This window comes from Pseudomonas sp. S2_B07 (genome assembly GCF_054668435.1).
This window is the reverse complement of sequence record NZ_CP162769.1, coordinates 652,598-678,510: the sequence shown is the minus strand read 5'-3', so window position 1 is coordinate 678,510 and position 25,913 is coordinate 652,598. Positions and strand designations below refer to the sequence as shown.

The 25,913-nt window shown below is 56.5% G+C and carries 23 protein-coding genes and 1 pseudogene; 7 read left to right on the top strand and 17 right to left on the bottom strand.

Features of this window, described 5'->3' with window-relative positions; all coding sequences use genetic code 11:
* Positions 1 to 83: 83 nt before the first annotated feature.
* Together AB4N43_RS03115 and AB4N43_RS03110 are read left to right on the top strand one after the other, a co-directional pair.
* The gene (locus AB4N43_RS03115; protein ID WP_059183009.1) at positions 84 to 434 is read left to right on the top strand and encodes a hypothetical protein; all 351 of its coding nucleotides are present in this window, start codon (positions 84 to 86) and stop codon (positions 432 to 434) included.
* 25 nt (positions 435 to 459) lie between these two features.
* Positions 460 to 1,611, top strand: coding sequence for a PQQ-dependent sugar dehydrogenase (locus AB4N43_RS03110; RefSeq protein WP_460153145.1), 1,152 nt, complete (start codon positions 460 to 462; stop codon positions 1,609 to 1,611).
* A 44-nt stretch (positions 1,612 to 1,655) separates the two neighbouring features.
* Here AB4N43_RS03110 and AB4N43_RS03105 read toward each other — a convergent pair whose 3' ends face one another.
* Positions 1,656 to 2,765 (bottom strand): GNAT family N-acetyltransferase/peptidase C39 family protein, encoded by a 1,110-nt coding sequence (locus AB4N43_RS03105; RefSeq protein ID WP_059183008.1) that lies wholly within the window; start codon positions 2,763 to 2,765, stop codon positions 1,656 to 1,658.
* A 92-nt stretch (positions 2,766 to 2,857) separates the two neighbouring features.
* Here AB4N43_RS03105 and AB4N43_RS03100 point away from each other — a divergent pair, with 92 nt between their 5' ends.
* The 3 genes from AB4N43_RS03100 to ilvA all read left to right on the top strand — a co-directional run bounded on the left by AB4N43_RS03100 (position 2,858) and on the right by ilvA (position 6,707).
* Entirely contained in the window at positions 2,858 to 4,432 is a 1,575-nt protein-coding gene (locus tag AB4N43_RS03100) for a RimK family protein (protein ID WP_460153143.1), read from the top strand.
* A gap of 7 nt (positions 4,433 to 4,439) precedes the next feature.
* Positions 4,440 to 5,363: a magnesium transporter CorA family protein gene (locus AB4N43_RS03095; RefSeq protein WP_460153141.1), complete on the top strand. Its 924-nt coding sequence runs from the start codon at positions 4,440 to 4,442 to the stop codon at positions 5,361 to 5,363.
* 330 nt (positions 5,364 to 5,693) lie between these two features.
* The gene (gene ilvA / locus AB4N43_RS03090) at positions 5,694 to 6,707 is read left to right on the top strand and encodes a threonine ammonia-lyase, biosynthetic (protein WP_081743949.1); all 1,014 of its coding nucleotides are present in this window, start codon (positions 5,694 to 5,696) and stop codon (positions 6,705 to 6,707) included.
* A 12-nt stretch (positions 6,708 to 6,719) separates the two neighbouring features.
* Here the strand turns inward: ilvA and eco are convergent, their stop codons facing one another.
* A complete protein-coding gene (eco, locus tag AB4N43_RS03085) occupies positions 6,720 to 7,202 on the bottom strand; it encodes a serine protease inhibitor ecotin (protein WP_027923544.1) in 483 nt (160 codons plus the stop codon).
* 284 nt (positions 7,203 to 7,486) lie between these two features.
* On the opposite strand from eco, the gene AB4N43_RS03080 reads away from it, so the two are divergent.
* A complete protein-coding gene (locus AB4N43_RS03080; protein WP_027923545.1) occupies positions 7,487 to 7,750 on the top strand; it encodes a DUF1652 domain-containing protein in 264 nt (87 codons plus the stop codon).
* Here AB4N43_RS03080 and AB4N43_RS03075 read toward each other — a convergent pair.
* Both AB4N43_RS03075 and AB4N43_RS03070 read right to left on the bottom strand, forming a co-directional pair.
* The gene (locus AB4N43_RS03075) at positions 7,747 to 8,142 is read right to left on the bottom strand and encodes a hypothetical protein (protein ID WP_027923546.1); all 396 of its coding nucleotides are present in this window, start codon (positions 8,140 to 8,142) and stop codon (positions 7,747 to 7,749) included. The two genes, AB4N43_RS03080 and AB4N43_RS03075, sit on opposite strands and share 4 nt — an antisense overlap.
* 90 nt (positions 8,143 to 8,232) lie before the next feature.
* A complete protein-coding gene (locus AB4N43_RS03070; protein WP_059183004.1) occupies positions 8,233 to 8,493 on the bottom strand; it encodes a DUF2790 domain-containing protein in 261 nt (86 codons plus the stop codon).
* A 505-nt stretch (positions 8,494 to 8,998) separates the two neighbouring features.
* Between AB4N43_RS03070 and AB4N43_RS03065 the strand changes: the two genes are divergently transcribed.
* A complete protein-coding gene (locus AB4N43_RS03065) occupies positions 8,999 to 9,295 on the top strand; it encodes a hypothetical protein (RefSeq protein ID WP_027923548.1) in 297 nt (98 codons plus the stop codon).
* Positions 9,296 to 9,742: 447 nt separating this feature from the next.
* Here AB4N43_RS03065 and AB4N43_RS03060 read toward each other — a convergent pair whose 3' ends face one another.
* The 13 genes and pseudogenes from AB4N43_RS03060 to AB4N43_RS03000 form a co-directional block, all read right to left on the bottom strand.
* Positions 9,743 to 10,714 carry a tetratricopeptide repeat protein gene (locus tag AB4N43_RS03060; protein ID WP_027923549.1) on the bottom strand — a complete coding sequence of 324 codons (972 nt, stop codon included), beginning with the start codon at positions 10,712 to 10,714 and terminating at the stop codon, positions 9,743 to 9,745.
* Positions 10,715 to 11,151: 437 nt separating this feature from the next.
* A pseudogene (locus tag AB4N43_RS03055) lies at positions 11,152 to 11,650 on the bottom strand (DUF2931 family protein); the annotation flags it as partial.
* Between the two features lie 18 nt (positions 11,651 to 11,668).
* Entirely contained in the window at positions 11,669 to 12,322 is a 654-nt protein-coding gene (locus tag AB4N43_RS03050) for a DUF2931 family protein (protein ID WP_027923550.1), read from the bottom strand.
* 21 nt (positions 12,323 to 12,343) lie between these two features.
* Positions 12,344 to 12,994: a DUF2931 family protein gene (locus AB4N43_RS03045; RefSeq protein ID WP_027923551.1), complete on the bottom strand. Its 651-nt coding sequence runs from the start codon at positions 12,992 to 12,994 to the stop codon at positions 12,344 to 12,346.
* 18 nt (positions 12,995 to 13,012) lie between these two features.
* On the bottom strand, positions 13,013 to 13,666 hold the full coding sequence (locus AB4N43_RS03040; protein ID WP_027923552.1) for a DUF2931 family protein: 654 nt from the start codon (positions 13,664 to 13,666) through the stop codon (positions 13,013 to 13,015).
* Positions 13,659 to 17,153 carry a type VI secretion system tip protein TssI/VgrG gene (tssI, locus tag AB4N43_RS03035; protein WP_460153136.1) on the bottom strand — a complete coding sequence of 1,165 codons (3,495 nt, stop codon included), beginning with the start codon at positions 17,151 to 17,153 and terminating at the stop codon, positions 13,659 to 13,661. Before tssI ends, AB4N43_RS03040 begins: the two co-directional genes overlap by 8 nt.
* A gap of 412 nt (positions 17,154 to 17,565) precedes the next feature.
* A complete protein-coding gene (locus AB4N43_RS03030; RefSeq protein ID WP_410921527.1) occupies positions 17,566 to 18,750 on the bottom strand; it encodes a hypothetical protein in 1,185 nt (394 codons plus the stop codon).
* Positions 18,751 to 18,978: 228 nt separating this feature from the next.
* The gene (locus AB4N43_RS03025; protein ID WP_460153135.1) at positions 18,979 to 19,917 is read right to left on the bottom strand and encodes a carbohydrate kinase family protein; all 939 of its coding nucleotides are present in this window, start codon (positions 19,915 to 19,917) and stop codon (positions 18,979 to 18,981) included.
* Positions 19,918 to 19,930: 13 nt separating this feature from the next.
* A complete protein-coding gene (gene xylB / locus AB4N43_RS03020) occupies positions 19,931 to 21,427 on the bottom strand; it encodes a xylulokinase (protein WP_460153133.1) in 1,497 nt (498 codons plus the stop codon).
* A gap of 60 nt (positions 21,428 to 21,487) precedes the next feature.
* Positions 21,488 to 22,960, bottom strand: a complete 1,473-nt coding sequence (locus AB4N43_RS03015) for a mannitol dehydrogenase family protein (RefSeq protein ID WP_460153131.1) — start codon at positions 22,958 to 22,960, stop codon at positions 21,488 to 21,490.
* A 15-nt stretch (positions 22,961 to 22,975) separates the two neighbouring features.
* Positions 22,976 to 24,079, bottom strand: a complete 1,104-nt coding sequence (locus AB4N43_RS03010) for an ABC transporter ATP-binding protein (RefSeq protein ID WP_059182997.1) — start codon at positions 24,077 to 24,079, stop codon at positions 22,976 to 22,978.
* Positions 24,080 to 24,112: 33 nt separating this feature from the next.
* Entirely contained in the window at positions 24,113 to 24,943 is an 831-nt protein-coding gene (locus AB4N43_RS03005; RefSeq protein WP_027923248.1) for a carbohydrate ABC transporter permease, read from the bottom strand.
* 10 nt (positions 24,944 to 24,953) lie between these two features.
* Positions 24,954 to 25,853, bottom strand: coding sequence for a carbohydrate ABC transporter permease (locus tag AB4N43_RS03000; RefSeq protein WP_228758773.1), 900 nt, complete (start codon positions 25,851 to 25,853; stop codon positions 24,954 to 24,956).
* Positions 25,854 to 25,913: the final 60 nt, after the last annotated feature.

The window sequence follows — 25,913 nt, the reverse complement described above, 5'->3', positions numbered from 1 at the left end:
GTGAAGGAGGTTTTAGTTAACAAAACCGAACCCCGGGCGTAGCGTGCTATCGAAGACCCTATCCACGTCGAGAGGCTCGCCCCATGAACAGATATGTACTCGGCTGCTGCACCGTGCTGGCGCTGAGTGGTTTGCTGAGCGGCATGGCCCAGGCTTCGCCACCCTCAGCATGGCTGCTGGCCCAAAGCCCAACGGGAGCCTCGAGCAACCCTTACAACAGCCCGATTCGCCGCGCCAATCCGAACAGCATGCAAGGCTCTCAATCCAGCGCCCCGGCCATTCGCGGGCCCAACACCATGCCGGTTCCACGCCCACCGACGCTGGATAACGGCGGCATCGGCAACCGCTATCCGCAAAGCCAGCCGGCCCCCGCCAGCCCACCGAAATTCATTCCCAATCCACCTCAGCGAGATACAGGCACTAGCAACCGTTGAGCCGGAACGACAAAAGGAAGCGTGCATGTTGCGTAAAACCCTCCTGGCCACCCTGTGTGCCAGCGCATTGATCACCGCTGCTGCGCCCGTTTTCGCGGCATCGACTCAGGAACTGGACAGCGAACAGGGCACCCTCGAAGTCACCACGATCACCAAGGGACTTGAACATCCCTGGTCGGTCGCCTTCCTGCCGGATCGCAAGGGCATGCTGGTCACCGAACGGCCCGGCAACCTGCGCGTCGTCAGCGTCGACGGCAAACTCTCCGGCCCGATCGATGGGGTGCCGAAGGTCTGGGCCAAGGGGCAGGGCGGCTTGCTGGATGTGGTGCTGTCCCCCGACTTCCGGCAGGACCGCACGGTTTATCTGTCGTATGCCGAAGGGGGCGGCGCGGGTGACAAGGCAGGCACGGCGGTCGGTCGCGGGCAATTATCTGAAGACCTGAAAACCCTCAAGGACTTCAAAGTGATCTTCCGCCAGGAGCCGAAGCTCTCTGTCGGCAACCATTTCGGCTCGCGCCTGGTGTTCGATCGTGACGGGTATCTGTTCATCACTCTCGGCGAAAACAATGACCGGCCAACCGCTCAGGACCTCGACAAGCTGCAAGGCAAAGTCGTGCGGATCTACCCGGACGGCAAGGTGCCGGACGACAACCCCTTTGTCGGTCAGGCCGGCGTACGCCCGGAAATCTGGTCTTATGGCCAACGAAACCCGCAAGGCGCGGCGCTCAATCCGTGGACCGGGGTTCTCTGGGAGAACGAACACGGGCCACAAGGCGGTGATGAGCTGAACATCATCGAACGCGGCAAGAATTACGGCTGGCCACTGGCAACCCACGGCATCAACTATTCCGGCGATCCGATCCCGGAAGCCAAGGGCAAGAGCGCCGAAGGCACCGTGGCGCCGCACCATGTCTGGGAAAAGTCCCCGGGACTGAGCGGGATGGCGTTCTACGATGGGGATCGCTTCAAGGCCTGGCAGCACAATGCGTTTATCGGTGCGCTGGTGAGCCAGGAGTTGATTCGCTTGCAGTTCGATGGCGATAAAGTGGTTCACGAAGAGCGCTTGCTCGGTGAGCTCAAGGCGCGGATTCGCGATGTGCGGCAAGGCCCGGACGGGTACTTGTATGTATTGACCGATGAAGACGACGGCGCGCTGTACAAGGTTGGCCTGAAATAACCCCAATCGCCGCGCGGCCCTGTAGCCGCTGGCGAAGCCTGCGGCTACAGGGAGGATTGCGCGTTGGGATAGAGAATCACCGCCGCCCGCAACTTGCCCCGGCCAAAGCTGCTCATCTTCTCGAACTCCCCATGGCTCACCGGCAGATGCTGGCAATCCATAGGCTGGCGATGCTGGCTATGGTCGACATCCGGATCATGCAGATAAACAAACTCCTCATCGCAGTCAGTGACGATGACCCAATGCGGTGATTTGGAGCGGGTCAGCCGATAGCTGCTGATCAACACCAGCGGCTGGCCACCGTCATTCAGCAAGCGTGGCAAGTCCAGCAGGCCGCCGATCACCTGTTTCACATCGGTGGCCTGCAACTGCACGGTGAACTCTTCGTGCACCAGGCGCATGACGTCTTTTTTATGCTCGTTACGCACCCCATCGAGAAACAACGGCCCCGTCATGCTCAGTTGCAAACGCACGCCAAATCCACGATTCCAGGCGGCCAACGCCAGGCCTTGCGGGCTGCATCCTCCGTGACCTGAGGTCATGAACACCGTCGTCGCCTCGCGCCAGATCTGCAGCTCTTCGCGGCGTTCCAGTTTCCGGTCTTTTTGCAGTGCGCCCATGGCCATTAGCAGGCAGGCCGGGCCGCAGGTGAAATCGGTGGTCTGCGGGTAATACGGCACTTTGATGTTTCTTGAGTCTCGGTGCTGGAGAATGCGTTTCTCCAGACGCAACGCATCGGCGTGGTCCTGGTAATAGTCATGAATCAGCGCAAAACGCCGGTAACCGTTGCACTCATAAAGGGCAATCGCCGCCGGATTGTCCATGCGCACCTCCAGCCGAACGTAGGCACAGTCGTGTTGCAGCGCACAGGCTTCGATGCGTTGCAGCAGCTGCTTGCCCAATCCGCTGCCACGCGCTTCGGCGGCAATCGCAATCGAATAGAGACGGGCCAGCGACGTGCCCCGATGAAACAACACCACCGCGTAGCCGACCAGATGCTCGTCGCGCTCAGCCACCAGCAACTGCCCATGGGCCCGAGTGATCATCCATTGAAAGCTGCGACTGGTGAGCCGGTCCGTGGTGAAACATTGCTGTTCAAGTGCCAATAACGCAGGTAAGTCTTCAACTACCGCCAAGCGAAAGACAAGGTTCATATGACCGCCGTAAAAGTTGCGTAACGAAACGGGACTTTCGAAAAAGTTCGTGCTTAATAGGAAAGGTCTTGTTCTCCAACGGATCAATCACTATGTCAGCGGTACAAGGTCATTGGCGCGAAGTATCCGAGCAAACTTCGCCGGCGGCAACTTTTTTAAATACAGCAGTCAGCACTTCTAGCCAGTTGATTATCATTGTCGAACGCAAGGAAGACTGGGCCTCCTACTTTCCCAGTGAAGACATCGTCACCGCCCAGGAATACCTCGAAAAGGCCCACGACAACGGGCAAGGCAAACGGGTCCAGGTGATCAACCTGTGCCGCAGCTACAAGTACCTGGGGCACGGTTATTACTGCTCGCTGCTGGCGGAAGCGCGGGGGCACAAGGTCATTCCGTCGGTGCGGACCATCAGCGAGCTGACCAAAAAGTCCTTGTATGGGCTGTCATTGAATGATTTGGAAAAGCCGCTGGAAAAAGCCCTTACGCATCATCTTTACAGCGACACCGAAGGCTTTACCCTGACCCTGTATTTCGGCAAGACCAATATCGAACCCTTGCAGGACTTGGCGCGGCAGTTATTCGAAGTATTCCCCTGTCCGATCTTGTTAGTTGAGTTTCGTCGAACTAACGGTTGGCACATTGAAGGCATCAAGTCCGGTGCGCTGCATAAGTTGCGAGAAGATCAGGAAGATCAATTCGCCCACTCACTGGACAGTTTCAGTCGCAAGATCTGGCGAATGCCACGCTCGCGACGTCTGGCCCGTTATGACCTGGCCATCCTCCACGATCCCCAAGAAGCATTGCCCCCATCCAACCCCAAGGCGCTGGATAATTTCATACGCGTCGGCAAGACCTTGGGCATCGATGTAGAGCTGATCGAGCGCAAAGACTACGCACGCATCGCCGAGTACGACGGCCTGCTGATCCGCGAGACTACCAGCGTGGATAACCACACCTACCGTTTTGCCAAGAAAGCCGAGAGCGAAGGGCTGGTCGTGATGGACGATCCGGCGTCGATCCTTCGCTGCACCAACAAGGTCTACCTGACCGACCTGCTCAAGAGCCATCAGCTCGGCATGCCGGCCACCGAAATTCTCTACAAGGAGCGACCGGAAGACTTCGAACGGGTCGGCGAGCGCCTGGGCTTTCCATTGGTACTGAAAATCCCCGACGGTTGTTTCTCTCGGGGCGTGATCAAGGTTGAAAGCCAACAGGCGTTGCTGGAAGCCACCGCCGAACTGTTCGAACATTCGGTGCTGTTGCTGGCGCAGGAGTTCTTCTACACCGAGTACGACTGGCGCATCGGCGTACTGAATCGCAAACCGATCTTTGCCTGCCAATACTTCATGTCCAAGGGCCATTGGCAAATCTACAACCACAAGGCCAAGGGACAGGACATCAACGGCGAATGCCGCACACTGGCCGTCCACGAAGCCCCGCGAGCGGTGGTGGAACTGGCGGTGAAAACTGCCAACCTGATTGGCGACGGACTGTACGGCGTCGACCTCAAACAGTCCGGCGACAAAGTGGTGGTGATCGAGGTCAACGACAACCCGAACATGGACGCCGGCATCGAAGACGCTTACTTGCAGGACGACTTGTATTCGTTGGTGCTGGAAGAGTTCGTCCGCCGGCTCGAGCTCAAGCGTCGCGGCCAGGCCTGGTGATCGCTCGATGATCAAGAGCTTTCAACTTTCCCACGGCGCCCTGCAATCAGTCGAACGGCTGGATGCCGAAGTGATGCTGTTCAGCAACCCGGACGCCGCCGAGCGCGATCTGCTGCACAGCCATTTCAAACTCGATGAACACGCGCTGGCTTCGGCCCTCGACCCGGACGAGGTGTCGCGCATCGAGTTTCATCCCGACAATCTGTTCCTGATCTGGAAGCGCCCGGAAAACTATTCCGGCGCCGACAGTCTGGCGTTTGAAGTGTCGTCCTGTGGGTTGTTGTTTTGCGAGCACCGGTTGCTGGTGATCGCCACCGACGACTCACCGCTGCACGGGCTCGGCACCCGGCAGCGGTTGAACACGCCGCTGGATGTCTTGCTTGACCTGCTGTTCAACAACATCCATCACTATTTGGGTCACCTGAAGGTGATCAAACTGGTTGCCCGGGAGTTGCAGCAGAAATTCAACGCCTCGATGCAGAACCAGCACCTGATCCAGATGTTCAACCTCAGCGAGAGCCTCATCTATTACATCAACGCGATTCACAGCAACGGCGCGGTCCTGACGCGGCTGCGCAATCACGCGGCCAAGGAACACTTCAGCGCCGAAGCCGTCAGCCTGATCGACGACCTGATCATCGAAAACAACCAGTGCTACAAACAGGCGGAAATCTACTCCACGGTGTTCTCCGGGCTGATCGACGCCCGGGGCAACCTGATGAACAACAGCATGAACAACCTGCTACGCAAACTGACGCTGATCAACGTGGTGTTTCTGCCGTTGAACCTGATCGCCAGCATTGGCGGCATGTCCGAGTTCAGCATGATGACCGCGGGCACGCCGTGGTGGGTGTCGTATCCGTTGTTTCTGAGCGCGATGATGCTGGGGGCGGGGGTGATGGTGTTGGGGCTCAGGCGGTTGGCTAAGTGAATGGGGTGGCAGATCAACCGCTATCGCGAGCAGGCTCGCTCCTGCACTGGATCTTCATCTGGCACAGATTGTGTGTATGACAAGAATCATCTGTAGGCGTGAGCCTGCTCGCGCTAGCTATCTTCAAACTGATGACAGTTGACCATTGACTTGCCATCCGCCCACGGCTAATTTCCAGTCATGACTTCCACCGTATTGCGCTGCCAGCCAAGCATTATTACCGCCATTCCTTATCTGGCGGGCTAGCTCACGACTGCAGCACCCAACCCGCCCTAGAGGCGGGTTTTTACTTTCTGTCTCCAGGGCCCCGAACACAGCCAGGAGACGACCATGACCAGCACGCTCGCCCAGCAGACCTTGCTTGAGCATTACGTAAAAAAGATCCTTGCCGCGCCGGTGTATGAACTGGCGGTGCGCACGCCGTTGCAAGCGGCGCCGGCGCTCTCCGAGGCGTTGGGTAATCAGGTGCTGCTCAAGCGCGAGGACCTGCAACCAACCTTTTCCTTCAAGATTCGCGGTGCCTACAACAAGTTGGTGCAGCTTAGTGATGAGCAAAAGGCACGCGGCGTGATCACCGCGTCAGCAGGCAATCATGCCCAAGGCGTGGCGCTGGCGGCGAAAACCTTGGGGATTGCCGCGACCATTGTCATGCCACTGACCACGCCGGAACTGAAAGTGCTCGGGGTGCGCAGTCGCGGGGCGGAGGCGGTGCTGTACGGCGAGAGTTTTCCGTTCGCCCTCGACTATGCGCTGAACCTGGCCGAACAAACCGGTCGCACCTTTGTATCGCCCTTCGACGACCCGGACGTGATTGCCGGGCAGGGCACCGTGGCGATGGAGATCCTGCGTCAGCATCAAGGCCCGATCGACGTGATCTTTGTGCCGGTAGGCGGTGGAGGTTTGATTGCCGGTATCGCCGCATACGTCAAATACCTGCGACCTGAAGTGCGCATCATCGGCGTCGAGTCAGAACATTCGGCGTGTTTGGCGGCAGCGCTGCAGGCGCACGAACGGGTTGTGCTGCCGAGCGTCGGCACTTTCGCCGATGGCGTGGCGGTGGCGCAGATCGGCGCTTATGGCTTCGAAGTGTGCCGGTTTTGCGTCGATGACGTGTTGACGGTCAGCAACGACGAACTGTGCGCCGCGATCAAGAACATCTATGACGATACCCGATCGATCACCGAACCGTCGGGCGCGCTGGCCGTGGCCGGAATCAAAAAGTACGTCGCGCAAACCGGTGCCCGTGGCCAGACACTGGTGGCCATCGACTCGGGGGCCAACATCAACTTTGACAGTTTGCGCCACGTGGCCGAGCGCGCCGCCATCAGCGGCGTCCCGGCGTGAGGCAGGAAGGGGTTACTCCTGAACGGCTTTCTCGACCTTGCTCGACGCTGACCAGATCCGGTAGCGCACTTCGATGTCTTTTGGCACGTACAGCACGATCGGCAGCTTACTGTTGTAACGCAGCAAGAAGCCATCGCCGACCACCGGTACGAAGTCTTTTTTACTCTTGCTATCCGGGCAGGCCATCAGCGTGCTCATCGGGCCGATGACTTTATCCAGTCGGTAGAACGGGTAGCCCCAACCCTCGAGGTTTTTCTCCTCAAGCATCCCACCCAGACGCTGGCGATTGCAGTCCACGGTCAGGGTTTTACCGGCGAGGATTTCGACTTGAAAGTCGTCTTCTTTCGTTTGCGGGGCAAGATGAATGACCTGGCGGGTAAAACCGCTTTCAGGCTTGGGGAAGGGGGCGACGGTTTCGAGCGTTGCAGCATTGGCGATGGTCGACAGCCCGGCAACCATTAGTCCGACAGTCGTAGTAAAGGTCAAAGAACCCATGATGCCTCCTTGCGTGTATTCAATTCGTGGCGCCATTCTTACTGTGCTCAGGCCCCAATGCAAACCCGGCGCTGTCAGACGGTAATTTGCAACGCCTTTCACGTCCCTTCATGCAAATTGCACGGTGGTTTCATTAAGTCTTGCGGCTAAATCATTGATTTGCCGATGAACTGCACGGCGAAATTCAAGGCATGTTTTATGCTTCAGTTGTTCTTAATCTGGCCGGGACTGCACACGAGCCAGCGTCGATTGTTGATTGGCTGTCTCACAAAGGAGGGGTCGCCATGTTTCTTTCTGCCTTGGAACTTCGCAACATCATCGAAAACAGGTTTTTGCCCAAGCGTTGCGAATGCACGCTGTCCCCGGATTTGTTGATGACGATAAAAGTGTACGCGGACGATCAGACCGATCGGCTGGATCTGCACGTGACCGGGATTGATGCCTCGGCGCTCAATGGTTGTCGGGAAATCAACGAATTAATCGACGGGCTGCACGCCCGGCAACATCCTGAGGTCATTTCTCCACGCCGGGCGACCAGGGCGCTTTAACGCACCGTTTCGAGTTCCACCGACAGGCGCCGGGTCTGAAGAAAACCCAGGCCTAGCGCCAGCTCCACCAGGACCGCCAGCAAAATACCCGGCCCGGTATGGCCGTTGAGCCATTCGCCGAAACCCAGTGCCGCCAGTCCGAAACAGCCGACCATAAAGCCGCTGCTTAATGCGCTTCGGATGACCGAGGGTGGCTCGTTTCGAACCCAATAAAAAATCAACCCCAACGCCGCGAACACCACCGCGATGCGTCGCGAAACAACGCCTGTCGCCGAGGAGTATTCAATACCCCAAATCGCCAGCAGCCAATCCGGCATCAAACCCCAGACCAGCGCCAGCACCAGACACAGGGCGGCGGTGAATATCGATAACGTGCGAAACGAAAACTGCATAGCGAATCCTTGCGGCAGTGAGGGAGGCGCTAAAGCATAACGCCAGAACCCTCACAGTAAAACCGCTTGGTTTCGAATCAGACCTTTCCGTCAGTTTTGCAAACTGCACGCGTCGGAAAGTTTCCTGTAGCTGATTTCTTCAGGCTTGCCCGACGTATCGATGTACTTCATGTCGGCGGTAATCACTTTGCATTCATTGGTCGTCGGCTCTGTCAGCGCCACGACTTTGCCGACATTGAGCGGCATGCCGTAGTGATAGGGCGTGGCTTTGGACGTGTCATTGGCCTGGGCAAGCCCGGCAAACGCGGTGCAGGCGAGGGCGGAGGCAAGGAGCAGCATGCGAGTGTTCATGTGACGATCTCCAGTGCGGACGGAAAGTCAGTTCGACGATCAACGTCAAACCTGCCGCACTGGGCATCAGAGGAATCTGAGGGCGTGCGGTCCAGTGAAGTTTTGGACCGCGGGGTTAAGCAATGGTTAACCCACCTGAACGCCGCCTGTCGCGAGGGACGGTGTCTGACGGAGGTTTCGTTAGGAAAGGGGGTACGGAGTCTTCGGCCTGGTCCTACAGAACCAGACGCCTTATCGACTTTCGCCTGATGGGCGGAGCGATTACTGTTTGGGCTCGCTGCAAAATCAGCGATCGGGTTTGGTCACCTGAAACAACGCACTTAAGTGTGCCATTATTCGCCCCGCGGACTTCTACGTCCTCATGTCGAGTAGTTATGGCGGCTGTGTGCCGGACGCTTTCGAGCGAGCCGATGGTTGTTTCGGTTGACCAAGCCTGTACACAGTCCGCCTCCCACCGTTTGGTCACGGTGTTAGCGGTTTTTTTAAAAACAACCGAGTAATTACTATGCCAACGTTCAAACCGTTTCCAGATCGCTATCGTCCACTCAACAGCGGCGTTACCGATTCAAGTCCTTTGCTGATCGACACCGAAGCCAACCCCCAAGACATATTCGAAGCCGGGTTACAGCGCGTACGAGCCTCTACCCAGCTACTTGAAACGCTTCATTGCCTATGTTTCAAGCACAGCGATGTTCAAGATATTCCGCACATTACTCACGCGCTCTACTTGCTGACCCAGGACGGGTTTGACCTGTTAGCAGTTGCGCAGCAGCGGATGATGGGGTGGAAGGCGCCGGTCTGACGCTGTCTCACATTGAACAGGCCGATCTCTTAGGAGGCTTGGCCTGTTTAGGAAAAAAAGGCGCTCTGAATCCAGTGGCCGAAAGAAGTTAGATACACGAGATATCCTCTCGCTTCTACAAAGTAGAAGTGAAACTCAGTACCCAAGCTTGTCTGGGTAAAATGACAGTGGCGGATGTGTGCTTTTCCACTTCTCCGCAAATATCTTAGCTTCCGCAATTTGTTCAGGATTCATTTTTGCCGCGATTTCAGGCAAAACCACGTCTACATATGTTTTAACATTCCCGCCACCATCAAATTCTGAGACTAGTGATGTCAGTGCGTACCCTTTAACAAAATCGAGTGGGACGTCGTAAAGTGATGGCGCGTGTGCCAAGTAAGCTTCATAGGGATTTCCAGCAGTTTCGACTGCGTACCTTAAAGCGTGCGTGAGAAATACTACGCAACGTTACAGGCCTAGTTTTTCTGGGTAGAAAGAAAGTGGTGGGTGCGTAGCTTTCCATTTTTTTGCAAAATCATTGGCTTCGAGTATTTGTTCAGGTGTCATTTTTTTCGCAATAACAGGAAGCTTTCCTTCGACATAAACCTGAACGTTTCCACCACCGTCTAGCTCTTTCAATAACGATACCAAGGCAAACCCTTTTACCAGGTCAATAGGGTATCCGACTTTATCTGGGGTATGAGAAAGGTAAGCTCCGTAACTGCTCACCGCGTCTTGGTAACCAGTATTGGCAGCAACCTCAAGCCAGTGACGAACTCCCTCCATGTCACCGCGCTCATACAAAATAGAAATGTATTCAATCATGGCCTTAGGGAAACCGCCTTCGGCTGATGCTTTCAGCCATTTCTCTTCGGCTGACTTACGATTCCAAGGCAAGAAACTACCTTCGCCCTCGGAGTAACGATTTGCCAATAGCCATTGTGCGGGCGCATATCCCGCTTCAGCTGATTTTTCTAGCCATGTCAAATCCGACTTTGCGTGATACATAATAGCCATTGCTTCGGCATCACCTTTCAGTGCTCGAGGCTCCGCTGTTTTTATTAACAGCTCTAACCATGCACCAGCACTTTTACTTCCGGCTGGACATTTATTAGCTGTCGCACACAGATCCCCTTCAGATGTGGCGAGTTTAAACATAGAGTAGTAATCGCCCTGGGCGGCCGAAGCTTCATACCATTTTTGGGCGTCGGCGGTCAGAAATTGCGTTTCTTTACGCAACTCCTCAGCTAAATAAAACTGAGCTTCTGCGTCTCCTGCTTCCGCTGCGATGCGTAATTCTGTTGCAGCAGCTTTGTACTGGTTGAAGAGGGTGATCCCGCGATCTTTAGCCGTTTGCTGCTCAGCCGTAAGTTCCGCGGATGCATGGGGGGCGAACACCAGTAATAAGAGTGCCGCAGAAAGAATTGAGTTACGCAGCATTTGCTTCACCTTAAGATTACTTGATTGCACCGGTATACGTCGCTTTCCCGCCTGGTATGTAAGTCCTTCCATAGTATTGGGCGCGACTACATGTACCGTCTAATCGGGAGCCTAACGAACTTACGTGCGTTTTGTATCGAGCACGCATCTCATCGTTTTGGTCACCAAAAAGTCGTTGGACTGCTTCCGACATAAAATTGTCCATTCTGAGTCTGTTTTCGCAGTAGCTTTGCTCCGCATTATTCGAAGCTTTCGTGCCAAATCGATTCATGCTCATGCATGCTTCTTCAAATTGTGCCTGTGCAAGTGGAAGGGTTCCTTGCGTCTTGGCCTGGTTCACGATCCAGCCTAGTATTCGCTCAACGGCTTGTTGTTGCAGTAAGTGACACTGATCTTTCGTATAGGCTTTTTCAACGGGTTTGGATTCCTCAGCGAGATCCCATCACCCACATTTTGGCTATCCCGCCTGGCGCCAAATTGATAACCAACGCGTTGCGGTAGTCTGTAATCCACTTACCATCAAATGCGCAAAAAGCTTTTTCCTTCCTTGCGCATTATCGCCCTTGTCGTCTCGGGGGCGTCGATCACCATTTGGTAAGTTTGCGGTTCGACAAGAGACTGCCAGCGTACGTAAATCTTTTTTGGCAAGTCCGCCCCAGTTACATTCTTACCTTTGCCGATTCCTGGCTTTTCGGGCCACCCTCTAGGGTCGCCAGTGTTGTTAGGAGGCGTCTGTATGGCAGCAGTGCCACTCATCGCTCGCGGATAAACCTGCTCTTTGATATCGACTACATCAGCCGATTCAATCCACACTTCCATGTAATTCGGCGCTGAAAAGCCCAGGCGCCATGATTTGTAAGGCATTGCCTCGCTGTTGGCGAAAGTGTAACCACTGAGCAAAAATGCACAAATCGTACTTCGCAAGAAACTCCTCATCAGACTGCGTTGGCTCTTTCATTTCCAGGAATCATAAGGCACGCCATATTTTTCAACGTAGGCTTTGGAAACGCCGGAAAGGGGGCGGTAGTGACCTCCAGACTTACCTTCGTATGGGCCACGCGGATCAATCACGGCTTTTACCGTGGTCACCTCGATCGGCGTCATGCATGGACCGCCAACCCAGACTTTGGCAATACCTCCGGGGACCAGCCTTATACCGATTGACTGACGATAGCCAGTGATCCATTTCCCATCGGCAGCGCAGAAAACCTTTTCACCCTTAAGCATAATCTCCCGAGTAGCCTCAGGGATTTTAACCACCATCAAGTAGGTTTGCGGTTCGACCTGCGACTGCCAGCGGACATAAATCTGCTTGGGCAAGTCGGCCCCTGTCACATGCTTACCGCTGCCGATGCTAGCTCTTTTCGGCCAACCTCGCGGATCGCCAGAATTGTTGGGAGGCTTTAACATGGAGGCAAGACCACTCATCGCACGTGGGTATACATGGTCCTGAATATCGACAACATCGGCGGTTTCGATCCAAACCTCCATGTAGTCAGGAGCCGAGAATCCCAAGTACCAGGATTTGTAAGGCATTGAGTTGCTGCTAGCAAATGCGCAGCCACTGAGTAAGAGCGTGGTGAGGCTGAATTGTAAAAATTTTCTCATTAGGACGTCACGACTCTGTCGCTACCAAGAACCATAGGGCACACCAAACTCTTTGACATAAGCTTTGGATTCATCAGATAGAGAATCGTACTTGCCACCGGATTTCCCTTCATATGGGCCTCGCGGATCAATCACGCCCTTTACCCTAATTACCTCGATCGGAGTAAGGCATGACCCTCGTACCCAAACCTTGGCTATGCCACCGGGCGCCAAATTGATAACCAATGCGTTTCGGTAGTCTGTTATCCACTTGCCATCGGCAGCACAAAAAGCCTTTTCGCCCTTGCGCATGATCTCCTGAGTCGCCTCGGGTAAGTTGATCACCATCTGGTAAGTCTGGGGTTCGACCAAAGATTGCCAGCGGACATAGATTTTTTGGGGTAAATCCGCCCCAGTCACATTTTTACCTTTTCCAATGCCAGGTTTCTGAGGCCATCCTTTAGGGTCACCTGAATTGTTGGGAGGTCTTTGTATCGCGGCGGTGCCACTCATTGCACGGGGATACACCTGTTCCTTTACATCGACCACATCAGCTGACTCGATCCAAACCTCCATGTAATCGGGCGCCGAGAATCCCAAGTACCAGGATTTGTAAGGCATTGGCTCGCTGTTGGCGTATGTGCAACCACTGAGCAAAAATGCGCAAATCGTAGTTCGCAAGAAATTACTCATCAGGCTGCTTTGGCTCTGTCACTTCCAAGAATCATAGGGCACACCAAACTTTTCGATGTACGCTTTGGACTGGTCGGATAGCTTGTCGTACTTGCCGCCAGACTTACCTTCATAAGGTCCTCTTGGGTCAATTTCGGCTTTTACCTTAGCCACTTCTATCGCTGGCAGGCACGATCCCATTACCCACACTTTAGCCATCCCTCCGGGTGCCAGATTTATTACCAATACCTCGCGGTAGCCTGTTATCCATTTTCCATCAGCAGCACAAAAGGCTTTTTCACCCTTGCGCATAAGTTCCCTGGTCGACTCGGATATCTCGATAACCATTTTATAAGTTTGAGGTTCAACCAATGATTGCCATCGGACGTAGATTTTTTTGGGTAAGTTTGCTCCAGTTACACTCTTACCTTTGCCCGGCCCCGGCTTTTCCGGCCAGCCTCTAGGGTCGCCCGTGTTATTGGGAGGACTCTGTATCGCAGCAATGCCACTCATGGCACGTCTGTATACTTGGCCTTCGACATCAATAACATCAGCTGTTTCGATCCAGACGTCCATGTAGTTAGGTGCTGAGAAACCCAGGCGCCAGGCTTTGTAAGGTAGCGTTTCACTGTTGGCTAACGTGCATCCACTGAGCAGAAAGGCGGCGATAGCGACGCGTAAAAAGTTACTCATTTGGATGTACCGTACGTACAGAATTTACGTCTGGTCGATTGATGAAGACTATATTCAAGTCACTATTGTTTCGATTTTTAGCGGCGTTCCAGTTGTCAGATAAATGAACGTAACGTTGGAAGAGCAGTTCCTCTTCCTGTGAGGTCAGCCCTATTGTTTTGCTTTTCCCCTGAGCGTACGACAACAATTTTTCGGAGATAGGTATGAGCTCCGCAGGTAGCGCCAGTCTTGGGTTGCTCTCGGGGATTTGTCCAAAAGGCACTCCATTTTCAACGGCTAGTTCGCGCATGATCCGAAAGTAGATCAAGGACAGTTCACTGCGGACCTCTCGTTGACTGCTGACAGCGGCATAAACGTGTTTCATATCTTTGCGGTTTTCTTTGCCCGTAGTACGAAACGGCACCTCCCACGTACGGATCTCCAATGGGAGGTTATATTGGGCCAATTGATCCTGTAGCCGCCTCAAGTCCTCTTGGGCAACTTTGTAACTGTTAGCTTCAACAAAAGATGTCCTTTCGTCTACCGGGCTCCTACGCGGTTTGCTGAGCAGTATCCGCTCTCTCGCCTTAGGTAGATAGCCGCCACCGAGGTCCGAGTGCACGCCCGGCAAAATAATATCGGCAGCCCCAAGACTGTTTAACGCAAAATTGTAACGTCGCTCATTTCGAGCGACTAATTGGACTACTTTCTTCGCGGCGCCTGGTGCTAGATGGATATTGATCCCTGGGTTAAAAGCATTATTACCATTCCAATCTCCTACCAGCGGGTTGGCAATGGCTGCAACTGTGTCGTAGACGCCGATGAAATTTATGGAGATGTCGGTATTTGGCTTCCATGCGAAGCTGTCCGATAACATTGGCGATCCCGCCGGCAGCGCTTTAGCGAGAATACTTTGGCTACCTTTTAGTATTTCATTAGCAAAGTCTCTTGCCGCCGCAGAGCCTCGACTGAATCCGAAAATGTCGAACTCAATGTTCGAAATACGCTTATCAGGATTGTTGTTTTTAAAGAGTCGGATCGCCTGAATAAATAGCTCGGGAGTCTCTTCTACCCGCGCCCGGACACCTTGTGCACCTATGCCTGTGCCTTGTGAAAAAGTCGAGTCCTCCTCGATACTGCTGGTGCCGATCCCATCCACATAAATCGATAAACTCGCCCTTTCTGCATCAATAGGCAGCGCTTCATCCACTTGGTTCTGATAAAGGTCATACAGTCTGGCTACGTTACTGACATCATTGCCATAACTGTTGTCCGGGCTACTTCCTTTGCCGTCGTAGCCTAAAGAAGCGCAGAACTGACGGATGTCCTCGGCCATATCTTGCAGGTTTACATCCGGAGCGAAGCAACCATAAACACGCTCGCTATTGTTACGGTTATTCCCCGTACCATCAAAGAACATCCCAATCCGCAACGTAATTTCTTCCAGCTCAACCTCTTCTTCCTCTTCCTCCAGCTCTTCCTCCTCAGCCGGACGTGCTGCCTTAGGCTCCAAATCAGCCACCGCATTAAACTTGCCAACCGGCGGAGCACTCAGCAGTTTCCCTGCTGCGGCCGCCGCTGCTGCACCCGGAATAATCGGCGGAAGAATCTTAATCCCGCTCCCCGAACCCGGCGCCCCACCCGAATTGGTCTTCACCTCAGCCCCACTAATCGTCACGCCCCCGGCATCCACCTTGACGAAACTCCCGCCAGCCTTGGCCGTCAGTTCCATCCCGCCTTCAACCACCACCTTGTCGCCAGCGTTGTAGTGAATCTCTTCTCCCGCCTCGACGAACTGCGCCGTGCCGACCTTCACATGCTGGGTCGCTGCCACCGTCAGGTGATCATCGGCCCGCGCTTCAGTCTTGCGGTCCAGGTGAGTGATGCGGTGTTCTTCAACCTTGAACTCGCTGAAGACATTGGCCTCGACCGTGTCGTGCCGTTCGTTGCCGATGCGGATTTTCTGGTCGTGCTCGATGTTTTCATCCCAGTCGCGCTGGGCGTGGAGGTAGATCTGTTCCGCGCCTTTTTTGTCTTCGATGCGAAATTCGTTGTAGCCCTTGCCGCCCGGTGAGCTGAGGGTCTTGAAGGTGCTGCGGGTTTTGTTTGCCGGCAGGTCGTAGGGGACGACGTTTTCCTTGTGGTACAGGCAGCCGGTGACCAATGGCTGGTCGGGGTCGCCTTCGAGGAAGGTGACGAGCACTTCCATGCCGACGCGCGGGATGGCGATGCCGCCGTAGGCACTGCCGGCCCAACCGGTGGCGACGCGCAGCCAGCAGCTGGTTTTGTCGTTGGCCTGGCCGTCGCGGTCCCAGAAGAATTGCACTTTGACGCGACCGTATTCGTCGCAATGGATTTCTTCGCCCGGCGGGCCGGTGACGATGGCGGTCTGGCTGCCGAGGACTTGCGGTTTCGGGTGTTCGAGGGCAGGGCGGTAGTGCGCGTCCCACGGCGTGGCGAGGAAGCGGTTGCGGTAGCCCTGGTGGAAATCGTCTTTGTTGTGGGTGACGTCGCTGGTGATGTTCTCGCCGAGCACTTGCGGCTGTTTGCCTTCGTGGACCACTTCCAGCAGCAGCCAGAGATCGTTCCATTCGCTGCGCGGGTGTTCGCTGAGGGCCATGAAGTGGCCGCTGACCAACGTCGGTTCGTCACCTTTGCCTTCAGCGAGTTTGTAGTCGCTGCGATGGCGTTCCAGCGCACGGGTCGCCAGTTGTTTACCGCGTTCGCGCGTGAGAAAGAGGCCGGGGTAATCGTAGTCTTCGAGGTCCGGGGCGACGCCGCTCTTGGCGGCGCCTTCGGGCAGGATGCGTGGCTTTTCAAAGTCGTAGTCGCGGCGGCTGACGCGGCTGGTGCGGGTTTCCAGGCGCAGGTTGAAGCGTTTGATCACCGGTTTCTCGGCGGCCATGCCGGAGTCTTGCTGGTAGGCCACGGGCGAGAGTTTGCGGAACACGGTCTGGTCATCGCCGAACACCAGTTTGTGGCCGCTGGCGCTGTGCTGAAAGTGGAAGTGAATGCCTTCTTCTTCGCACAGGCGCTGGATGAAATGCAGGTCGGATTCGTCGTACTGCACGCAGTAGTCGCGGTCCGGGTAAACCGCACCGAGCTGAAAACTGTAGGCGTCCGCGAGGATGCCGCGCGCTTCCAGGACCTGCGCGATGATCTTCGGCACGCTTAACTGCTGGAAGATTTGCTGGTCGTGGTTGTGGCGCAGGTACGCCAATTGCGGGCACAGGCTGATGCTGTAGCGGGTCAGTTTTTTACCCGAGTCGCCTTGCTCGATTCGATAGACCAGGCCGTGGATGAGGCCTTTGCCGGTTGCGCCGAAGGTCAGGCAACCTGGTTTGTGCAGAATGTCTTCGAGTTTCAGGTCGGGGCGGGCGCTGACCAGCTCGATGTCGAAACAGAACGGCTGGTTGAGGGCTTCACGGCCGACGAAACTGAGGACTTGCAGGTCGGCGGAAACACCTTCCAGCGTGAGGGAAATATGGGTTGCGTTAGCGTCCAGCATGCCTTGAATTCCGTCCTTTGGATAAGCTGGGGCGGATGGTGCAGGATTAAACGGCCTCGTTCAAGGCGCAAATGGCGTAGGTGCGGATGCCTTGTGCTATCAGGAAAACCCTTAGGCACAAGGTATGGGTCAATGAATGCGGGGCATATTTCGTCATCTGTTCCTGAACACGACAGCGTCACGCAATTGCGGCGACCGGGAATCGACAGTCATTTTCAGACTTTCGGGGTGGTGACCCTGAGATTGGCGGTGTGTGTTACACCGCCATCGCGAGCCGGCTCGCGATGAGGGCCTTACATTCAGCGCAATTCCAACTGCCCGCCTGGAACGTATCACCTGAGCCTACGGTGTCGGCGCCCTAAGTATTTGTATTGCGCGAAGGTTTCAACATGGGCCTCTTCGCGACGTCGTCTCAGGGCAGGACTTCAGCCATGAACGCTCCATTCGGAGAAATGGCAGTGAATGGACTGGGTTCACCCCCTCCCACCATAGTGAACTCCGGCGGCTCCGACCCCACGATATTGCCAACCACTTTGCGTCCATCGTTTTCTTTTTTCAGCAGCAGGACATTATTATCGCTGACCCGTTTGACCCGACCGTAAGTCTGACCTTTTGGCGCAGTGACAATGTTGATGGCAATGTCTTGAGGGTGCCAAAAGCCGGGGTTTGGAGTGCCGTCCAAAGTGTGGTAGTCGAGGGCAATGTTCCCGCTGCTATTAACGGCCACACCAACAACGCTTGACATAAAATTATGCAAGTCTAGGACTTTGGGCTCGGAATTTTCCCCATCCCAGTAGGTTGCCATGGGCTTGTTGTTCGATGAAACACAACTCCCTACATATCGGTTTGCATTATTGACCGCTCGAATCTCGCAAGACGAGTAATTCGCCGGGACGTTTACATTGACGGCGATGAAGCCAGAAATATCTCTGTAGGCAATTTTCGCAACGCCTTTCCCCGCCTCATCACGGCAGTTGAGCGCGACACGAGGCGCGTCAGGTGCCATCTGATCGTTGATCGCAACCGCTTGGCAGTTATCCCTGGGGGTTGACACCGTCATCGGGGTTTTAGCGTCTACTGAGGTCCACATCGTTGCAGTGGCACGACCATTTTTGTCGATGCTTTGCCCCACAACAAACCCACTGTTGTTGTAGGCAACTGCTTTTGTACTGACATCGTCCGGGTTTCTCTGGTCCTGAAAAATGCTGCGAAGTGGCTCCAGTTTAGTGGCGACGGTATAGGGCGGTTTCCAGATTGTCCCGAATTCCAGGCCGTTGGTTTCTTTACAGTTGCCTGAGACAGTTCCGTCGATACCAATTCCCAGAACTCTACAATCCTGCCCTTGCACAAGGCTTGGGAGGACGATCGAACCGGTAATGTTATCTGAGCTCCAGACGATCACCGCTCCGTTGGATGCCGTGCAGTTACCCACCGCACGTTTATAGTTGTTGATGTCGATCACTTCGCACGAGGAAAACTCTTTGGCCATGCGAACTTGCAGATTAGTAGTGGCCATCGTGTCCGTTCCGTACGCCAAAGCAAATGCGGCCAGTATCGCGTTCAGCGACGTTAGATTTTTAATGATCTTCCGTTTCATTTTCTGCTCCATCTTGTTAGCGTGTGGGCTCGAACCAGACTGTTGTTCAGGTCCGTAACAGCAACACTGCAAGAAGAGTTAATATCAAAAAATGAAGCTCGACTACTGTCAGATCTAACAGTGGACGGCCACTGTTAGAGTGTATGTACTGGCGGGTTGAGATCGTTGTTTTCTGGTCGTGAAGGACTCACCCCCGGCAGTTTCCGTTTATGGCGGGGGGACGATTTATCAGATGAGTTGCTGCCGATACGGCAAATCCGGCCCGGTCTTGCTGCACGTCAACGCCGCCGCCGTCACCGCGAACGTCAACATCCCGGCAATCTGTTCACGGTCGAGCGATTGCACACCTTCCACCGAATCCAGCTGTTGCTCGGTCAACCACGTAATCAACGCCGCCTGGAACGTATCGCCAGCCCCCACCGTGTCGGCAATCTTCACCGAACTGGCCGGCACCGACCACGAACCATGAGCCCGGCTAAACACCGTCGCGCCTTCGCCACCCCGGGTCAGGAACACCAACTGACAGCGATGCTGCAGCCAGCCTTCAATCACCCGCTGTGGGTCCTGCTCGGGATACAACAGGCTCAAATCCTCATCGCTGACTTTGATCAGGTCCGCGTATTCGACCAGCGTCGCGATCCGCGAACGCCACAGGTCAATGTTCGGTTCAGGATTGAGCCGTACGTTCGGGTCGAGGCTGATCAGGCGTTTACCGCTTTCACGCTGAACCAGCGCCAGCAACGTGTCGGCTATCGGTTGCACCACCAACGAGAACGAACCGATGTGCAAGCCGCGCACTTCAGTCCCCAGTTCCGGCAGGTGTTCCGGTTTCAACTGACGGTCCGCGCAGCCTTCACCGCGAAAGCTGTAATGCGGCGAGCCGTTGGCGCCCACCGCAACCATCGCCAATGTCGTGGGTGCGGCGAAGTCCACGAGGAAGTCCGGGCGCACGCCTTCGTTCAATAGCACTTGCTGCAAGCGCCGGCCGAGGTAGTCGGTGGACAGTCCGGCAAACAGCGCCGAGTCCACACCCAAACGGCGCAAACCGACGGCGACATTGAACGGCGAGCCACCGGCAATCGCCTTGAAATTCACTTTTGAAGCCAGGCCGCTGGCGTCGTCTTCACTGAAGAAATCGAACAGCGCTTCGCCACACACCAGATACATAATTGTTCACTCTTTAAAGGGTTGCGACATGCTGTTGATAGCGTTCGTAGGCCTGCTGACAGGCCGCCACATGCTTTGCAATCGGCAAGGTTTCGCTGGCCAGGTCGAGTTTGACGCAGCGCTCGCACAGGTCCGCCAGACTGTCTTCCTGCCCGTTCGCCCAGGACCTGCACCACGCTGCTTGAATCGCCGCGCCGAGGGCGGCGGCTTCGCTTTGTTCGGTGCAGATTACGGGCGTATCCATGATGTCGGCGACGATCTGTCGCCACACCGGGCTCTTCGAGCCGCCGCCGATCAGGCAGATGCTGCGGCTTTGTAAGCCATTCTGGCGCAGCAGGTCCAGCCCATAACGCAAACCGAAGGTCGTGCCTTCCACCACCGCGCGGCACAGGTTGGCCGGCGTCAGGTTGGTCATCGTCAGCCCCAGCAGGCTGCCGGTAGCGTGGGGCAGGGCGGGGACGCGTTCGCCGTTGAGGAACGGCAGCATGCTCACGCCTTCGGCCCCGATGGGGGCTTGCGCGACTAAATCGTTGAACTGCTGGATATCCAGGTCGAACAACTCGCGAATAATACCCGTCGCGTTGGTCAGGTTCATCGTGCAGATCAGCGGCAGCCAGCCACCGCTGGAGGAACAAAAGGTCGCCACCGAGGCGTCCGTGCTGACTTTCGGTTGATCGGCATAGGCGTAAACGGTGCCTGACGAACCGAGGCTCATGGTGATCGCGCCGGGCTTGATGTTGCCGGTGCCGATCGCGCCCATCATGTTGTCGCCGCCGCCGCTTGAAACCAGCGCATGCGGGTTGATGCCCAAGCGTTCGGCGATGCTCGGCAGGACCGTGCCGACGGCTTGATGGGCGTCGATCAACTCCGGCAGGGCGGCTTGCAGGCGTCCGCTCGGGTCGATGTCGCGCAGCAGCTGCAAGTCCCACTGGCGGCTGCGCACGTTGAAATACCCGGTGCCGGAGGCGTCGCCATACTCGCTGCAGCTACGGCCGGTGAGCCAGTAATTCAGGTAGTCGTGGGGCAGCAGGATGCGGGTGATTCGGGAAAAAATCTCGGGATGCTGCTCTTTGGTCCAGAGCAGTTTTGACACGGTGTAGCCGGGTGCGATGACGACGCCGAGGCGCTCGAGTGAACCCTTTTCACCGCCGAGGTGCTCCAGCAGGCGGTCGTTTTCGGCTGTGGTTTCGGTGTCGCACCAGAGTTTGGCGGGGCGCAGGACCTGGTCCTGATCGTCGAGCAGGACCAGTCCGTGTTGCTGGCCTGAGACGCCGATGCCGAGGAGGTGTTGACCGTCGACGTTGGCGGCGAGCAGGGCGTTTCGGGTGGCGAGGGTGAAAGCTTCCAGCCACTGATGTGTGTCCTGCTCACGGCGGCCGTTGGCGCCGCTGATCAGGGGGTGGGCGGCGGCGCCCTGGCCCAGCACTTGGCCGCTGACTGCGTCGAGGACAATGGCTTTGGTGCCTTGGGTGCCGCAGTCGATGCCCAGGAAAAGGTGTTGGTTTGCCATGTCAGGTCCTTGGAGTGTCAGGTCGATCTCGCGATGACGGTAGTCCATTCACCGCAGTACTTAAGCCAGCACCCGCTCCAACGTCCGCGTCACCCCCACCTCCCGCAAGCTGTTACAGCACCACTCAAACGCCGCCACAAACTCGGCCGAATGCGGAATCGCGGTGCCAAAAATCTCCTCGACCGCCAGCAACCGCTGGGTAATCAACACATCATCCGCCACCAGCCCCTGAAAAAAAGCCGCCCGTGGGTCCGGAATCGAATAGGTATCACCGTTTTCATCCACCCCCTTCAAATACAGCGCCCACGCCGCCACCACCAGCGCCGCACGCTTGGTCTCTCGACCGTCGGCAATCAAGCGGTTGATCGTCGGCACCGTGAATTTGGGAAATTTCGACGAGCCGTCCGAACACACTCGCTCCAGTTGATCGGCAATCGCCTGATTGGAGAAGCGTTCAACCAAGGTGTTTTTGTAGTCTGTCAGGTCAATCCCCGGCACCGGCGACAGTTGTGGCGTGACGTCCAGGTCCATGTAAGCCCGCATGTAGCGCACAAACAGCGGGTCGTTCATGGTTTCGTGAACGAAGCGATATCCCTTCAAGAACCCGAGATACGTCAGCGCCAGATGACTGCCATTGAGCAGTTTGATCTTCATCTCTTCATAAGGCGTGACGTCGTCCGTGAACTGCACGCCGACCTTTTCCCAGGCCGGGCGACCGTTGACGAATTTGTCTTCCAGCACCCATTGCACAAACGGTTCGCAGACCACGGGCCAGGCATCGTCAACCGCGTGTTTGTCAGCCAGTTGCAGGCGATGTTCGGTGCTGGTCATCGGCGTGATGCGGTCGACCATGGCGTTGGGGAAACTCACGTTGCGGTCGATCCACTCGCACAGATCGGCATCGCGCAACGCGGCGAAGGCCAGTAGCGCTTTGCGGGTCACCGCGCCGTTGTGCGGCAGGTTATCGCAGGACATCAGCGTGAACGCCGGGGTGCCGGTAGCGCGCCGTTTGGCCAGGGCGGCGCAGAGGAAACCGAACACGGTTTTCGGCGCATCCGGGTGCGTCAGGTCGTGCTGGATTTGCGGCAAGTGCGCCATGAACTCGCCGTTGCTGTCATCGATGCAGTAACCGCCCTCGGTGATAGTCAGCGAGACGATGCGGATCTCGGGGCTGGCGAGTTTTTCGATCAGTGCGGTCGCGCCGTCTTCGGCCAGCAGCATGTCGCGAATCGCACCGATCACCCGGACTTCGGTGTCATCGGTATCGCCGAGTTCGAACAGGGTGAACAGGTAATCCTGCTCTTTGAGATCGTCCCGGGCGCGCCGGTCTTCGGCGCGCAGGCCGACCCCGCAAATCGCCCAGTCCAGGCCTTCGCCAGTGTTCATCAGCGCGTCGGTGTAATACGCCTGATGGGCGCGGTGAAAACCACCGACGCCAATGTGCGCGATGCCTTGGCGCGTATCGCTCAGGGCGTAGGCGGGCAGGACCACCTCGGGTTTGAGATGGTGGAGATTCTGTTTATTGAGTTTCATCACATAGTCTCGATATCAGGCCGCAGCGCGCAACGGACGGGTCAACGCCACGCCGTCGGCATCGAATAAATGGCAGTGTTCGGCGTCCAGGTGCAGGCTCAGCGACTCGCCGTAACGGCTGGCGAGGTCGCCGCGAACACGCATCGTCAGGGCCTCGCCGGAGGAAGTCACGACGTGGCAGAACGTGTCGCTGCCCAAACGCTCGCTGACGTCGGCGGTGACTTGCAGCGTGCAGTCGCCGGGTTGTGCCAGTTCCAGGTGTTCCGGACGAATGCCCAGGGTCACTGCGCCACCGACGCTCAAGTTGGCGCCGGTCAACGGCAGGGTGATGCGAGCACCGGCGTCGAGCAGCACTTCACAGCTTTGGCTGTCGATGCGGGTGACGTTGCCCTTGAGGAAACCCATTTTCGGCGTGCCCAGAAAGCCCGCGACAAACAGGTTGGCCGGTTGGTGATACAGGTCCAGCGGCGAGCCGACCTGTTCGATTTTGCCGCCGTTGAGCACCACCACCTTGTCGGCCATGGTCATGGCTTCGACCTGATCGTGGGTCACGTAGATCATCGTCGCTTGCAGTTCTTTGTGCAGTCGCAGCAGTTCCAGGCGCATCTGCACCCGCAGGGCGGCGTCGAGGTTGGACAGCGGTTCGTCAAACAGGAAGATTTTCGGGTTGCGCACAATCGCCCGGCCGATGGCCACGCGCTGACGCTGGCCGCCAGACAGCTGTTTCGGTTTGCGTTCCAGCATTGGACCGAGTTCGAGGATGCGCGCAGCTTCGCCGACTTTCTTCTCGACTTCCGCTTTCGGCACGCCGGCCAGATCGAGGGCAAACGACATGTTCTTTTTCACGGTCATGTGCGGGTACAGGGCGTAGGTCTGGAACACCATCGCCAGGTCGCGCTTGGCCGGGCTGACTTCGGTGATGTCGCGGCCGTCGAGCTCGATGGTGCCGCCGCTGACTTCTTCCAGGCCGGCGATCAGGCGCAGCAGGGTCGATTTGCCGCAACCCGACGGGCCGACGAACACCACGAATTCCTTGTCGTTCACTTCCAGGTCGATGCCTTTGATGATGGAAAAGCCTTCGAAGCCTTTTTGCAGATTCTTGATTTTCAGGTTGGCCATGGTGGCGCTCCTTTTGTGCTTATTCTTTGAGGGCTATTTCACGGCACCGAACGACAGGCCGCGGACCAATTGTTTCTGGCTGATCCAGCCGAAGATCAGGATCGGCGCGCAAGCCAGGGTCGACACCGCCGACAACTTGGCCCAGAACAAGCCTTCAGGGCTTGAGTAAGAGGCAATCAACGCGGTCAGCGGCGCGGCTTTGGATGAGGTCAGGTTCAAGGACCAGAACGCCTCGTTCCAGCACAGGATCAGCGACAGCAAAACGGTTGAAGCCAGGCCGCCCTTGGCGATCGGCAGCAGCACCCGGACCATTTCCTGCCACAGCGTGGCGCCGTCGAGGCGCGCGGCTTCGAGGATGTCTTTGGGGATGTCTTTGAAGTAGGTGTAAATCATCCAGACCACAATCGGCAGGTTGATCAGCGTGTAGATCACGATCAGCGCGATGCGCGTGTCGAGCAAGCCGAAGGTCTTGGCCAGCAGGTAAATCGGCATCAGCACGCCCACCGGTGGCAGCATTTTGGTCGAGAGCATCCACAGCAGCGTGCCCTTGGTGCGCTGGGTTTCGTAGAACGCCATCGAGTAGGCCGCCGGCACGGCGATCAGCAGGCATAACGCCGTGGCACTGAAGGAAATCACCACCGAGTTCCAGGCGAAGCTGAAGTAGTCGCTGCGTTCATTGATGTGCAGGTAGTTCTCCAGCGTCGGCGTGAAGATGAACTGCGGTGGCGTGGCGAACGCGTCGATTTCGGTTTTGAAACTGGTCAGCACCATCCAGAAGATCGGGAAGAAAATCACGATGGCAATGGCCCAGGCCAGCGTGCCGAGCAGCAGGCTTTGCAGGCGGCGGGATTGTTGAAGGGTCATGGCGCAGGCCTCAGGCTTTGTCTGTCAGGTTTTTGCCGATCATGCGCACCAGCACGATGGCCGCGATGTTGGCAATCACCACCGCGATCAAGCCGCCGGCGGATGCCATGCCGACGTCGAACTGCACCAACGCCTGGTTGTAGATCAGGTAGGCGAGGTTGGTCGAGGCGTAGCCGGGGCCGCCGTTGGTGGTGGTGAAGATTTCGGCGAACACCGAGAGCAGGAAGATGGTTTCGATCATCACCACCACCGCAATTGGCCGCGCCAGGTGCGGCAAGGTCAGGTGCCAGAAGATGGCGACAGGCCCGGCGCCGTCGAGGCGTGCGGCTTCCTTCTGTTCCTGGTCGAGGGACTGCATGGCGGTCATCAGGATCAGGATCGCGAAGGGCAGCCATTGCCAGGACACAATGATGATGATCGACAGCAGCGGGTAGTGCGCCAGCCAGTCCACCGGTTGCGCGCCGAACAGTTTCCAGACGTAGGCGAGAATCCCCGACACCGGATGGAAAATCAGGTTCTTCCAGATCAGCGCACCGACGGTGGGCATGATGAAGAACGGCGAAATCAGCATGACCCGCACGATGCCGCGGCCCATGAACTCACTGGCTTCAAGCAGTGCACTGATCAGCACACCGAACACCACGCTGATCAGCAACACGCTGCCCACCAGCAACAAGGTGTTGGTGGCGCCGGGCAGGAAGCCGGAATCCGTCAGGAAGTAAGTGAAGTTCTCCAGCCCGACGAACTCGTTTTCACCCGGATTGAGCAGGTTGTAGCGAATCGTCGAGAAGTAGACGGTCATGCCCAGCGGCACGATCATCCACAGCAGCAACAGGGCGACCGAAGGACTGACCAGAAACCAGCCGGGATTGGCCAACCGGCTTTTACGCACCGGTTGGGGTATGTCCATGTGAGCGTTGGCAGTTGAAATATTCATGGCATTAAACCAATTAGGAACAGACATACGAAG

Coding starts and splice junctions, on each gene's coding strand:
- xylB (WP_460153133.1), bottom strand. CDS start 21,427: ATGGCAAACCAACACCTTTTCCTGGGCATCGACTGCGGCACCCAAGGC.
- AB4N43_RS03005 (WP_027923248.1), bottom strand. CDS start 24,943: ATGACCCTTCAACAATCCCGCCGCCTGCAAAGCCTGCTGCTCGGCACG.
- AB4N43_RS03000 (WP_228758773.1), bottom strand. CDS start 25,853: ATGGACATACCCCAACCGGTGCGTAAAAGCCGGTTGGCCAATCCCGGC.
- AB4N43_RS03100 (WP_460153143.1), top strand. CDS start 2,858: ATGTCAGCGGTACAAGGTCATTGGCGCGAAGTATCCGAGCAAACTTCG.
- AB4N43_RS03115 (WP_059183009.1), top strand. CDS start 84: ATGAACAGATATGTACTCGGCTGCTGCACCGTGCTGGCGCTGAGTGGT.
- AB4N43_RS03095 (WP_460153141.1), top strand. CDS start 4,440: ATGATCAAGAGCTTTCAACTTTCCCACGGCGCCCTGCAATCAGTCGAA.
- ilvA (WP_081743949.1), top strand. CDS start 5,694: ATGACCAGCACGCTCGCCCAGCAGACCTTGCTTGAGCATTACGTAAAA.
- AB4N43_RS03010 (WP_059182997.1), bottom strand. CDS start 24,079: ATGGCCAACCTGAAAATCAAGAATCTGCAAAAAGGCTTCGAAGGCTTT.
- AB4N43_RS03105 (WP_059183008.1), bottom strand. CDS start 2,765: ATGAACCTTGTCTTTCGCTTGGCGGTAGTTGAAGACTTACCTGCGTTA.
- AB4N43_RS03040 (WP_027923552.1), bottom strand. CDS start 13,666: ATGAGTAACTTTTTACGCGTCGCTATCGCCGCCTTTCTGCTCAGTGGA.
- eco (WP_027923544.1), bottom strand. CDS start 7,202: ATGGGTTCTTTGACCTTTACTACGACTGTCGGACTAATGGTTGCCGGG.
- AB4N43_RS03050 (WP_027923550.1), bottom strand. CDS start 12,322: ATGAGAAAATTTTTACAATTCAGCCTCACCACGCTCTTACTCAGTGGC.
- tssI (WP_460153136.1), bottom strand. CDS start 17,153: ATGCTGGACGCTAACGCAACCCATATTTCCCTCACGCTGGAAGGTGTT.
- AB4N43_RS03015 (WP_460153131.1), bottom strand. CDS start 22,960: ATGAAACTCAATAAACAGAATCTCCACCATCTCAAACCCGAGGTGGTC.
- AB4N43_RS03110 (WP_460153145.1), top strand. CDS start 460: ATGTTGCGTAAAACCCTCCTGGCCACCCTGTGTGCCAGCGCATTGATC.
- AB4N43_RS03030 (WP_410921527.1), bottom strand. CDS start 18,750: ATGAAACGGAAGATCATTAAAAATCTAACGTCGCTGAACGCGATACTG.
- AB4N43_RS03045 (WP_027923551.1), bottom strand. CDS start 12,994: ATGAGTAATTTCTTGCGAACTACGATTTGCGCATTTTTGCTCAGTGGT.
- AB4N43_RS03025 (WP_460153135.1), bottom strand. CDS start 19,917: ATGTATCTGGTGTGTGGCGAAGCGCTGTTCGATTTCTTCAGTGAAGAC.
- AB4N43_RS03060 (WP_027923549.1), bottom strand. CDS start 10,714: ATGCTGCGTAACTCAATTCTTTCTGCGGCACTCTTATTACTGGTGTTC.
- AB4N43_RS03080 (WP_027923545.1), top strand. CDS start 7,487: ATGTTTCTTTCTGCCTTGGAACTTCGCAACATCATCGAAAACAGGTTT.
- AB4N43_RS03070 (WP_059183004.1), bottom strand. CDS start 8,493: ATGAACACTCGCATGCTGCTCCTTGCCTCCGCCCTCGCCTGCACCGCG.
- AB4N43_RS03065 (WP_027923548.1), top strand. CDS start 8,999: ATGCCAACGTTCAAACCGTTTCCAGATCGCTATCGTCCACTCAACAGC.
- AB4N43_RS03075 (WP_027923546.1), bottom strand. CDS start 8,142: ATGCAGTTTTCGTTTCGCACGTTATCGATATTCACCGCCGCCCTGTGT.